Source organism: Paenibacillus planticolens, from assembly GCF_013141725.1.
GTDB classification, from domain to species: Bacteria; Bacillota; Bacilli; order Paenibacillales; family NBRC-103111; genus Paenibacillus_E; species Paenibacillus_E planticolens.
In genome coordinates this window covers 1-12,275 of the sequence record NZ_WHNZ01000072.1, presented here as the reverse complement: position 1 = coordinate 12,275, position 12,275 = coordinate 1, and the positions used below count along the sequence as shown (strand labels likewise).

At 44.1% G+C, this 12,275-nt stretch carries 12 protein-coding genes; 9 read left to right on the top strand and 3 right to left on the bottom strand.

Translation table 11 applies throughout. The features are described from left to right. Both GC097_RS28885 and GC097_RS35380 read left to right on the top strand, forming a co-directional pair. Window positions 1–243 (top strand): hypothetical protein (locus tag GC097_RS28885; RefSeq protein ID WP_171686743.1); only part of this gene is annotated, 243 nt, incomplete at its 5' end. A 129-nt stretch (window positions 244–372) separates the two neighbouring features. Then, window positions 373–471, top strand: coding sequence for a DUF3502 domain-containing protein (locus GC097_RS35380; RefSeq protein WP_376768433.1), 99 nt, complete (start codon window positions 373–375; stop codon window positions 469–471). Window positions 472–631: 160 nt separating this feature from the next. On the opposite strand, the gene GC097_RS28880 is transcribed toward GC097_RS35380, so the two are convergent. Together GC097_RS28880 and GC097_RS28875 are read right to left on the bottom strand one after the other, a co-directional pair. Beyond that, on the bottom strand, window positions 632–880 hold the full coding sequence (locus GC097_RS28880) for an HD domain-containing protein (RefSeq protein WP_171686742.1): 249 nt from the start codon (window positions 878–880) through the stop codon (window positions 632–634). 1 nt (window position 881) lies between these two features. Beyond that, on the bottom strand, window positions 882–3,191 hold the full coding sequence (locus tag GC097_RS28875; protein WP_171686741.1) for an AraC family transcriptional regulator: 2,310 nt from the start codon (window positions 3,189–3,191) through the stop codon (window positions 882–884). Window positions 3,192–3,467: 276 nt separating this feature from the next. Here GC097_RS28875 and GC097_RS28870 point away from each other — a divergent pair, with 276 nt between their 5' ends. The 7 genes from GC097_RS28870 to GC097_RS28840 all read left to right on the top strand — a co-directional run bounded on the left by GC097_RS28870 (window position 3,468) and on the right by GC097_RS28840 (window position 11,739). Continuing rightward, the gene (locus tag GC097_RS28870) at window positions 3,468–4,394 is read left to right on the top strand and encodes an ABC transporter permease (protein ID WP_171686740.1); all 927 of its coding nucleotides are present in this window, start codon (window positions 3,468–3,470) and stop codon (window positions 4,392–4,394) included. A 76-nt stretch (window positions 4,395–4,470) separates the two neighbouring features. Beyond that, window positions 4,471–6,060: an extracellular solute-binding protein gene (locus GC097_RS28865; RefSeq protein WP_171686739.1), complete on the top strand. Its 1,590-nt coding sequence runs from the start codon at window positions 4,471–4,473 to the stop codon at window positions 6,058–6,060. Further along, on the top strand, window positions 6,057–6,929 hold the full coding sequence (locus tag GC097_RS28860; RefSeq protein WP_171686738.1) for a carbohydrate ABC transporter permease: 873 nt from the start codon (window positions 6,057–6,059) through the stop codon (window positions 6,927–6,929). The genes GC097_RS28865 and GC097_RS28860 overlap by 4 nt, the downstream gene beginning before the upstream one ends. Before the next feature lie 57 nt (window positions 6,930–6,986). Next, the gene (locus GC097_RS35095) at window positions 6,987–9,095 is read left to right on the top strand and encodes a 3-keto-alpha-glucoside-1,2-lyase-like domain-containing protein (protein WP_171686737.1); all 2,109 of its coding nucleotides are present in this window, start codon (window positions 6,987–6,989) and stop codon (window positions 9,093–9,095) included. A 384-nt stretch (window positions 9,096–9,479) separates the two neighbouring features. Beyond that, window positions 9,480–9,923, top strand: a complete 444-nt coding sequence (locus GC097_RS28850; RefSeq protein ID WP_171686736.1) for a GNAT family N-acetyltransferase — start codon at window positions 9,480–9,482, stop codon at window positions 9,921–9,923. A 198-nt stretch (window positions 9,924–10,121) separates the two neighbouring features. Continuing rightward, window positions 10,122–11,042 (top strand): CapA family protein, encoded by a 921-nt coding sequence (locus tag GC097_RS28845; RefSeq protein ID WP_312875743.1) that lies wholly within the window; start codon window positions 10,122–10,124, stop codon window positions 11,040–11,042. Between the two features lie 148 nt (window positions 11,043–11,190). Beyond that, window positions 11,191–11,739, top strand: coding sequence for a cupin domain-containing protein (locus GC097_RS28840; protein WP_171686734.1), 549 nt, complete (start codon window positions 11,191–11,193; stop codon window positions 11,737–11,739). 177 nt (window positions 11,740–11,916) lie between these two features. Here GC097_RS28840 and GC097_RS28835 read toward each other — a convergent pair. After that, a partial coding sequence (locus tag GC097_RS28835; RefSeq protein ID WP_171686733.1) for an ABC transporter ATP-binding protein occupies window positions 11,917–12,275 on the bottom strand: 359 nt, incomplete at its 5' end.

Genomic DNA, 12,275 nt, shown 5'->3' with positions numbered 1-12,275 from the left:
GTAAATGCCACGCAGGAACAAACGAATCAGGCTGTTATTGATTTGAACACAGAGCTGATTACATTTGCGGGAGCCGTGAATACGACTGCAAGCATAGGCGACTTGGCCATATTGGCAAGTAATTATGGAGCAACCAGCAGCCGTCCGGATTGGTCTTCACTTCAGATGTATGACTTTAATCAGGACAACAAGTTGGATATAATCGACCTGGCAGCCATGGCTAGAATAATTCTTGGACAGTAAACTTGTAATCGACCAGGGTTGGGGGCACTCGCTTCCATCAAGCTTCCCAGTGTGGCTGATCTACCTATATATCAGCCGCGCCATTCCATCGCCTACAGCCTAGAAAGCTGAGATGCATACAGGACCTAAATAAAAGCCAGATTTAGCCCAGACCTGAAACAAGCAGGCAGCGATAAAGTGATCGCTGAAATGCAGAAGCAGCTTGATGATTGGAAGAAAACGAAATAATGAAAGTTTAAAGAACATCATGCGTACAGCGATGAGTACTCTTATAAAACCGCTGTGCGCATGGTTTATTTTACTAGCAGATGGAGGTTGATCTCATTGTTGAATCAACTGAAATTTCGTCAGCTTAAGAATGCATTGGAAGAGAAAAACAACACAAACCCTATACTCTTTTTAAGGAAGCAAGATCTCCAGAGCGTTGGAAACAAATCAGGCGAGATGCCAGATATATCGTAGGGACCAGCCTCCTGGCAATATGGGTTCTCCCAATCAAATCTGCAGCTTTCACCCAGCGGTAGAGTTCAGGCTCAGGATCTTGAATGAGGCCGCGGTAGATGCTGCTAAGTGCTAGCGGAATCGTGCCAATCAGTCGTTCAATCGCGACATCTTGAAATTGTTGATCTAAAGCCATCTTACAGCCGCGTCTCCTGTGTATCTTTGCGGTAGTGGCCTGGCGTGGTGCCGGTGATTTTTTTGAAAATGCGGATAAAGCTATTGACGGATGTATATCTCAGTTTATCGGTTACCGCTTGAATGGAGTTCTTCGGATCGCTAAGCAATTCTTTGGCTATCCCTACCCGGAACTGAATCACATAATCGACGAAATTAATGCCCATGATTTTCTTGAAAGAGCGGCTGAGCTGTGAACTGCTGAGGCCAACAAGATCTGCACACAGTTGCAGCGAAATATCCTGATCATAGTGAGCTCGGATATAAGCGACGACTTCCTCAATTTGTTGACGCTCAAACGACGATTTCTCTGGTTGTGATACGATTAATTTATCAAAAAATTGAAGAGAGAAAAAACGTTCAATCTCTTGCAAATTCCGCTGACGCTCCAATTCCATCGTCAAATGTTTCATATTCACCGACTCTTTATCTCCATGATAATCCTTCCCTACGGTATGCATCATCGCCCCAAGAAGCTGTGAGCAATAGGTTTTGACTAACTCCGAAGTTAATGAACTGTCATCCTTTAGCAATTGAATGATTTGCGTGAAAAGCTCCTGCGCCTCACCATAATTCGATGCATGGAGCGATTGTAGAATGAGATTTTCCACCTCAACTAAAGCGTCTGCCTGATCGGAAATGGATGGATCCAACTCATCGCTGATAATAACTTGATTAGTACCCAGCGAGAAGCTGTATCGAAGGGCATGCTTGGCTTGGGTAAATACATCATGAATCCCAGGTAAGCCTGATTCCGAATAGCCGGCTGAGATGACGAAATTCAACTTCAAATAAGTACGAACCGCATGCAATAGTTCATTGGCATATACACGTGGCTGTTGGAAAACAGCTTGCTCGGGCTGATGGAGAATCGCGAATAAACCTGGCTGAATCATCATGATGCGGGTTGTGCCTTTGGTGCTCAGAATTTCATCGACAATGTTATCAATGGCATAGTACATGAGAAACTGATCGTTGCGCGAGTATTGCGATTTCATATAAATCGGGTCGGTTTCTAGAAGAAACAAGCAGATGGGCTTATTTTCGAACGTATCCTGCTGCAGGGTCGTATCGCTCGAATTCCCAATTAACAAGCTCATGAGGCTGTACTGCTCTGCGTGTGTCTGATATTGCTTCAGGTTTTTTTGCAAAAAGTCATTGTGCTCTTCCACATGCTGGATATGCTCTGTGATGTAATGAATTTCGTCCTTCGATGTCGATGCATCCTTATCATTAAATACACGTTGAGTTAGCTTATGTACGGGCTGATAAATTCTTTGAGATGTGCGAACCGCTATAAGAATGGCGAGTAAAATAAAGGCAAAGCTGACGCCGAACAATATATTACGCAGTTGATTCGTTTCCTTCGCAACCAAGGCCGTCGGCAGGATCGACACGTAATACCAATCGCGATTTGCTGAATAAACGGTATTAATGAGAGATGGTTTGCCGTCCAAATTTATCGTGAAGCGATAGTTGGGCATATTTTTACCTTTCGTAAGCTCATTCCTGAAGTCAGGGGAGTCAATAAAGCTGCCTACCTTGGTGGGATCCGAGTGCATGACCGCATTTCCATCCGAATTGAGTACGAGATAGGTTGCTGGATCACTCACATTCGCCTTCAATTTGCTGCTTAAGGTGGCGGCATCCAAATAAACGATAAAGAAACTATTCACCAAATTGGAGCCTGCGCTGTTCATCGGTCTGATGTAAGTAATGACAGGGCGATCCAAGCGCGTGTTCAAATGATTTCGTGTATCCAACCATCCGCCGTATTTGGTCAATGTACGTGATTTATCGATAGCTAGAGGATCCAGAAAGTCATCTGGCTGCAGCAGCAGTCCACTCGAAGTCACAATCTTATTATAGGAAGTGCTGAAAAAATCGATCTCTACGACATTTTCCATACCGCTTCGCAGATTCGTTAACACGGTGAATAAATCATTGACCAGTTGAAAGTTCTGATACGTAAGGTCATCTTTCGTAAAACGGCTGAGAGCTGAATTATCATACGTATATTGCAGCATGAGTTCATCAAACTTTTTAAACTGACTGTTCATTTCTTTCTCAACCTGATTCAGAAAAACCTGATGCATCTGATCCGTCTGGTCACTTAGAATGCGGTTACTAATGAAGGAAGAAGACAGCGCCATAATGGCAATTGGAATACTGGAAAGGAGGATAAGTGAAATGAGAAGGCGATTTTTTAGTTTCCAACCAGGTTTTTTCATCTCGAGGATTTGTTTAAGTCGACGCCAAGAGTGAGTATCCATAACCAAGCTCCTTGTCATTTACATGTCACTTTTTTGAAATTAGTATATCACAGATCGGTGGTTATCTTGGGTGGTCAGCGGTACACTTTTTTTACCGAAGCCTCATTTCCCTGCAAAAATAGTGTATGTAAAGGATCATTTGACCGATTTCACCTCTGTTTCATAAGCTTTTTTTGCGTAAAAATGGTTGATTGCCCGATAACGCCTCAATGCCTATGATTGGGTCCAAGGGGGTGACGAACTGATGATACAGTGGAGAGGAGCAACGCAAACAACATGGAGATTCAGAAAGAAAGGCGAAAGCATTTATGGGGGCACCGATTCTTAAAAGAAAGATATTTATGGCTAATGGCTTTACCAGGCATCATTTATTTCTTAATCTATAAGTATATCCCCATGCTAGGGATCGTCATTGCTTTTCAGAAATATATTCCGTCTAAAGGAATTCTCAAAAGTGATTGGGTGGGGTTAGACAACTTCCAACGCATATTTGATTCACCGGAAATTGGACGATATTTTATGAACACCGTTATTATTAGCTTTTACCAAATTGTATTCGCTTTCACAGTTCCGATCCTCATTGCCATATTATTGAATGAACTCAAGTTTGAGTTTTTTAAAAAGATCGTTCAAACGCTGCTCTATTTACCTCATTTCTTATCTTGGGTCGTAGTCGCAGGTATCTTCTATTTATTATTCCAGAGTGATGGGCAAGTGAATCATCTATTCATGAGTTGGGGATTAGATCCCATCAATATTTTATCCAATGAACATAATTTCCGAGGAATGCTTGTCCTGCAGGTTATTTGGAAAGAGTCCGGTTGGGGCACGATCATCTATTTGGCTGCATTGACAGGGATTGATCCGGAGCTATACGAGGCTTCAAAAATCGATGGTGCCGGCCGACTTCGTCAAATTTATCATGTGACTTTGCCAGGTATCCGCTCAACGATCATCTTGTTGTTTATCCTCCGTTTAGGAACGGTACTTGATGTAGGATTCGAGCAAGTGTATTTAATGCTCAATTCGACCGTTTCGGAGGTCGGGGAAGTACTGGACACCTATGTATATAGGATGGGCGTTGTGAACGGGAATTTCAGCTTTACAACCGCAGTGGGTCTACTCAAAGGGATCGTCGGTATGATACTAATCGTTACAGCGAACAAATTTGCGCGGGCATTCGGTGAAAAAGGCGTGTATTAGACAAACAAAATAAACGGCTGCCCCGTCCTCAAAAATATAAATTCTACTATTTTAAAAGCGAGAGGCTGGTTTCAATATGAAAAGCATTGGAAAAATACTAACCGTAGCAACAGCAGTAGTGATGGTAAGCTCATTGGTTGTAGCATGCAGTAAAGGAACGGATACCGCACAATCAACAAATACGGCTGGGACGACACAGCCATCCCAGCAAGCGCAGGCGACACCAAAAGCGGATAAAAAATATAAAATTCGTGCGATGAATATTTTGTACGGAGCGGCACCGCCGGACACAAGCACGGGCAAGAAAGCGATTGAAGACCGCTATAATATTGAATTTGAATATTTACCGGTTGCGTCCGGGGAGTACAACAACAAGATGGGGGTTACCTTGGCATCAGGTGATGTGCCAGATACTGTGTTATTTCCCTACTTAGACGCTGTTTATTTCAATGCAATCAGCAGTGATCAATTCATCCCGCTTGAAAGCTATCTATCCGACAGTGCGAAATACCCGAATTTAGCCAAATTGCCCAAAGACGTCATGGATACGCTCAAATACAAAGGTCATATCTACGGGATCCCTCGTCTTCGTGGCATTCCTGGTGCTACAATCGTCATGCGCAAGGATTGGTTAGATAAGTTAGGTCTGCAAGTTCCTACGACGTATGATGAGCTATACAATGTGATGAAGGCTTTTAAAGAGAAAGATCCAGATGGCAACGGCAAAGATGATACATATGGATTAGCTGCTGGTGTTAACAGTGGTGCGGGCGTGAATGGCGCTTATCCTTTCGTATCTCTCATGGCCAGTATGAAAGCGGGTCCGAGCGTTGGCTGGGTGGAAGATGGCAAAGGCGGCATCGTACCAGGCGAATTTGCGCCTAATAATAAGCAGGCAATTGGCTATTTAGCCAAGTTGTATAAGGATGGTCTGATCGCGAAGGATTTTGCTATTAAAAAGGATCAACAGGTGGAAGATGACTTCTTGCTGGGTAAAGCGGGTGTCGTTGCTAACTGGGGGTATACAGGCTTCACGCCAGAGCGTTTAGCGAAAGCGAGAGCAGCGGATCCTAAATTCCAACTGATCGCCATTCCACCACTGAAAGCACCGGATGGTTCTGAGGGCGGTTATGTGAAAAGTGCAGGTTTCTTCGGTGTATTCGCACTGAATAAAGATCTGCTGAAGGATACAGGCAAGCTGGAGAAAATGCTGAAAATTTTGGATGATCAAATTGGTGATGATGGGGCTAATTTCTTCAAATGGGGCGTCGATGGCGTTCATTTCAAAACGGAAAATGGCCAGAAGGTCGTAACTGATCTTGGTAAAACGGAAGGCCCGAATAAATATCAACTTACGAATCATGCCAATGAAGGCGAGTGGATTCTCAGCTCAGCAGATACACCAGAAACAACGAAACTAAAGCAAGATTCGTTCTCAAAAGCGATGCAAGGTAAAGCCTATTCCTCACAGGATGTAGGACTTTTCTCCAAAACGTATGCGGAAAAAGGTGCAGAACTCTACAAGAACACCGTGGATGGCGTAGTGAAAATCATTGTTGGTGAGAAACCAGTGGATTACTTAGACCAAATGTTTGAAGATTGGAAAGCAAGAGGCGGTAAGGATGCTTTAACCGAAATGAATGATGCTTGGAAAGCAAGAAAATGAGAACGTCAAACCTCTCCAATAGGCTGATGGATACGACTGTTATTGTGATCTTGACGCTATTAACACTCCTATGTTTGATGCCGATTGTAAATGTTGTCGCAATGTCATTTGCTTCATTGAATGAGATTGTATCCGGCAATTTCATTCTGTGGCCGAAGCAGCTGGATTGGAAGGCCTACCATTACATCTTCAACACGGGCGTGTTCTTCTCGTCCCTCCGAAATACAGTTTGGATTACGGTGGTAGGTACGATTGTGAATTTAGCAGTCACATCCTTGTTAGCCTATGTCTGTTCGAGAAAGCGCTTTAGCGGAAGGAGAATGCTCCTGTTCATGGTGTTATTCTCGATGCTGTTCAGCGGTGGGATGATCCCGACCTATCTGATCGTTAAAGCAACAGGATTAATGAACACATTATGGGCGCTTGTCATTCCAACAGCTGTTTCCGCTTTTAACTTATTGGTGATGCGAGAATTTTTCGAATCGATACATGAAAGTATCATCGAGTCAGCCACCATTGACGGTTGTAATGATCTCGGTATCTTTTTCAAAATTGTACTACCGCTTTCGATTCCATCACTTGCGACGTTTACGTTATTCTACGCGGTTAGCAACTGGAATCAATATTTCTCAGCGATTCTTTATTTGAACAAATCGTCGTTGTGGCCGTTGCAAATTCTATTGCGACAGGTCGTTCTTATAGGGCAGAGCGATATCTACTCCCAATTAAGTGCAGGCGAAGCTTTACCGATGCCCGTTTCAACGCAAATGGCAACCGTCGTATTGGCCTCTGCGCCGATCGTTGTGTTGTACCCCTTTTTGCAGCGCTATTTCGTAAAAGGGTTGTCGCTAGGGGCTGTAAAAGGATAAGAAAATAGATGACCCCGCTCGAATCTTATCGTCTTGAAAAATCAGGAGGAATGTAATGTGAGGATTAAGGCAATCCGTTTATGGTCCAGTATGATCTTATTTGTTTTCCTTGTTTCTACGTTTACGTTTGAGGCAGGTACGGCACATGCAGCGACAGCAAATACGCCATACAAGACGACCATGGGCGCCATCACGAATATGACCTGGGGCGGCGGTGACGCAAGACCGGGATTTGCCAAGGCAAATGGCTATTTATACTCGGTGTGGGGCCGAGGAAATGCTTTTAAAATGAGAAAAGCTACGACCTATGCAGGTTTGGAGACAGCGACAGAAAACACAGTAACTGGGATGGATGCAGCGGATTGGGTAGTTGGCCTCTACTATGATAACGCTACCAGTACCTTCTATGTGACGGCGCATGTAGAATATGATTATTTCTTGGGCAGTGTTGCTGCGCATCATTATCGGAAGATCAAGATGTACAAATCGACCGATGGTCTAGCAACGGTAACAAAAGTTGGTGACATCATTACCAGCGATAACTCTGATATTCATGGGTATGTGGATTACACAGGAAACTACTATGATTTTGGTGCAGGCGACCATAATTTCTATGTTGATGAAGCTGGGGGCTATGCCTACATTTTCTATGCACATGCGTGGGCGGATCTGCGATCGCAAGCTTTTGCGGATGGGATGTTTAAGAGTGAACGCGTAGCACGCGCTCCCATTAGTCAGCTCGGTGACCCGAATGCATGGAAGAACTTTTACCTAGGAACTTGGAATGAGCCAGGCAGAGGAGGAAATGCTTCAGATTTGGCTGATGGTACGAATGGATATGTGTTCTACAGCTCTGTCATTGGGAAATATCTGATGGTGTATAACAACACGATTGCTTCGGCGACAAGTTTGACGTTGCAAGACTGGACACCTTTGTATACGAATCCGGATTTGACTTGGTTCTACTATGCGTCGGCGCTTGATATGGACACCTTCAGTCCCTATATTATCGGTAGTAATGCGATTTATCTCGAATTGACTAGGAGGCGTTCAGCGCCGTTAACCGTCACTAATACGGTCACGAACCGGACTGTGATCGAACCTACCTATCCTGCGGAATCCGTACCGGACAACAATTATGGCTGGGATTGGAATTTCACGGGAACACCGGCACCGAAGCCTCTGACATATATCATTTCGTATCAATGGCCCTATCAGACGCACACGGCAGGCATTGGCTTCTATTCGGATTATACCGTACCGTATTCCATTAACTATGGGTTTGGTATGCGGATGACCTCAACAGCAGTTGGCGATTATGTGCAATTAACGGTGAACGTGCCAACGGCCGGGACTTATAAATTATATAGCTATAATGCAACGGGACCGGGTGCTGGTGATTTCCAACTCGCCATTGATGGAGTGAATCAGGGAAGCAACGTATCTTTGTTCGAAGCGTCACCCGCTCATCCTCAGAATGGCTTAGGCTACAAGAAAACAGACATGGGAACGGTTACCTTTACAACGGCAGGCAATCATACTTTCAAGTACACAGTCACGGGTAAAAATGCGGCAAGCACCGGTTACCAATTGTATTTTGATGTGATTAAACTGGTCAATACAACTACAACACCGCCTCCTACGCCGGCTTTCAGTGATATTTTTGAATCCGGCACGGCAAGTGGCTGGACGACGACAGGTGGAACATGGGCTGTGGTTACTGATGGGTCCAAAGTGTATCAACAAAGCAGCTCGGCGGCATCAGATACCCATGCGCTGAATGGCAATGCAGCTTGGACGAATTACACGTTGAATACCAAGGTGAAAGTAGATGCATTTGATGCCGGAGGCTATGCCGGTGTAGGGATTGACGCACGCTATCAAGATGCGAATAACAGCTATAACTTTCAATATTACAAGTTGACAGGTGAACTGAAAATCCAGAAAAAGGTCGCCGGCGTGTTCACAACGTTAGCCACCAAAAACTATGCGTTCTCGACTGGGACGTGGTACAACATGAAGGCTGTCCTGAATGGCGGGAACCTCGAGTTCTGGGTGAACGGTAATTTGGAATTGTCCGCAACAGATACTAGCTTCAGCTCAGGTAAAATAGGGCTGAATGCACATCGTGCGAATGCGAAATTCGATGATGTGACTGTGCAGTAGGGTATTACAGGATAGGAAATACAAGGCGAGAATGAATTGACTGCCATGTGTGCAGAGGAAATAAATGGAAGCTCTCCAACTTCCAATGCTGCGCGGCGGCAGCAGCGGCATCCACCCGCAGCGGGTCGTGCATTTTTGGGATGGGCGGTTGAGTGAGGTTGGATAAGATGGGGCAAGGACCGGGACTCTGATGAGGGTGCCGGTTTGTTGTTTATACACTTAGGCAGGGGACGTGGAGGTGATAGTGAGACTTGACAGAAAAGATACAGTCCAATAAACTTGTACCTTAATTCTTTGGATAAGCCTTTAATGTCGAGGTCAATGAAGCGTCGGACATCCTTTGCCCGTGAGAAACCTATATTTTATCATGGAGGTAGATGATTTGTGAATATTCAAGTCGCTAAAAGTACCCATCAGCAAGCTATTTCAGAGTGTGTGGATGCGGCTTATAGCATGTACATTGAGAGAATGGGAAAAAAACCTGCCCCTATGGTAACTGATTATTCTGAACCTATTTCGAAAGGTCTTGTCCATGTAGCCGTAGACAGGGAGGAAGTAAAAGGCCTTATTGTGCTAATACCGAAGACAAATTACTTGTTAATAGAAAATGTGGCTGTCCATCCTAGTTTCCAAGGGCAAGGAATTGGACATGAATTAATTGAATTCGGTATTGAGTCTGCTAGGAAGGTGAAATTTAAAGAAGTTTGTTTATATACGAACGAGTTAATGACTGAGAACATTAAGTATTACCTTAAGTTCGGGTTTATTGAAGTAGATCGCCGGATAGAAAATGGCTTCAACCGTGTATATATGTCGAAGCCTTTATAATTTAACAACTATTTTTATGCCCTTTTAGAGGGCTTTTTTGCGTTAACAGCAGGATCTGGACCTTCAGGAAAGAGTTTAGACAATATCCTTAATTTGTAAATCGATGAGGCTCCCACAGGTTCCGCCGCAGTTCGCATATGAGTGCCTAACTTACAAGCATTTCGATTTTCTATCGCATAAGGTGTAATCATGAAGGGGGTGTGTGGATTGACGAAAATCACAATCGCTGCAGTCGGGGATTTGTTGATGAAAAAGAAGATGATCGCTTCGGCCGCACGGGAAGGCGGATTCGCCTCTATTTTTGCCAAAGTGAAACCATATCTGCGAAAATCCGATTTAACGATAGGCAATCTGGAGACGACATTCTCCGGTAATACTTTTCGCGAGGAGCCCAGAAAACTGTTGTTCAACTCCCCGGACGAATTCGCTGCTGCGCTCCGGAACTTGGGTTTCGATGTATTAGGCACAGCCAATAACCATTGTATGGACGGTAAACGATCCGGTTTGAGGCGGACATTAAAAGTCCTCGATCGACACGGTCTGCGACATACGGGCACGTTTCGCTCCGCCCGGGAAGCCCGCCGGAAACTGATTGCTAACGTAAAGGGAATAAAAATCGGAATTTTGGCTTATACGAAAGGAACGAACGGGATCCCAGTGCCGGAGCCGTGGTCAGTCAACCGGCTAAACCAGAGTAAAATAATAGCGGACGTGCGCAGCTTGAAGAGTAAAACAGATTTTATCATCGCTTGCCTACATTTCGGGAAAGAATTTCGAACTTATCCCGACCGCAACCAAATCCGGCTCATGCAGCTGTTGTTTAATAATGGGGTGAATGTAGTGCTGGGAGCGCATCCTCATGTACTGCATCCGATAAAAATGTTTAAGGCGAAGGACATCGACGGAAAAATTAGAAATCGGGTAGCGGCGTCTTCTCTAGGAAATTTCATTTCTACCGAACTTCCCCAGCATACCGCTAGACTGCGAGGAACAATCTTGATGTTGACCATAACGAAAAATGCAAAAGGGGTAACGGATGTATTGAAAATGTCACGTGTGCCAACCCGCATTATGCAAAATATAGGGAAGAAAAATGTTTATCGGGTTGTGCCGGATTGATAGAACGGATATCGACAAAAGAGTTGCATTTGTTTACAAATTTCAAGATATTTCGGAAATGATGATTTTTATATAATACTGAATCTAGGTACATTCCCTAAGCATAATTCATAAGATGATTTAATAATTGTGTGGAGGGAATGAAAAAATGTACAATAATCCTTACATGAATCCATATCATTGCCCACATCCTTTTCCTTATCATGTAAATGTACCCATGTATAACTATGGAAGGCAGTCTGTTTACGGAGCTATTCCTAATGATATAAGGCCTGATATTCGATTGGGTATAGAGTTAAAAGATTATGGACCTGAACCTTTTGCTGCTAATATCAATCAGGCTGCGAAGCAAAACTGTACGTTTCGTACCGCTTTATGGACAGGAAATCATTTGCAAGTTACCTTAATGAGTATTAATGTTGGCGAAGATATCGGCTTGGAAATTCACCCTAACGTTGATCAATTCTTACGTATAGAACAAGGTCAAGGGATCGTTCAAATGGGCAAAAGAAAAGATAATCTAAACTTTGTAAGAAAAGTCTCTGATGACTCAGCCATTATAGTACCCGCTGGAACATGGCACAATGTAACGAATACAGGTAATATCCCTCTGAAACTTTACTCGATATATGCACCGCCGGAACATCCACACGGTACTGTTCATGTAACAAAAGCTGATGCCATGGCAGCCGAATAATAATTACTGTAGATAAAGATGAAGTCTTGCAGAAAGCATATACAGAGGCTAAAGAAGCAGCATCAAAACTTGCGGTAAAATGAAAAAAATAGTACGTTAGTTGATTAAGCTAAGGGAGAACTGATAGATATGTATAGAGCCTCCAAACCACGTTTAAGGTGAATTTGGAGGCTTGCCTTATTTGTGGATAAGTTTCCCATTCTCTAGGAAAAGCACTCGATCACAAAGTGCCAGCACTCGGTCATCATGCGTTACCATAACCGCGCTTTTTCGCTGATCCTTTACTTGCTTCGCGATCATGCTTACTACATCGTGGCCCCGAGATGCATCTAAGCTTGCTGTCGGTTCATCTGCGAACAGGACAGCCGGGTCATTCATTAAAGCTCTTGCGATAGCAACCCGCTGACGTTCCCCCCCTGAAAGCTTCTCAGGATATGCCGTTCGACGATGAAGCAATCCCATCTTATCGAGTAACTCTTTTGCTCGTTTGGCGGCCTTCTCCTTGTCCATTCCGGCAAGCTTGGCTACGATCATGA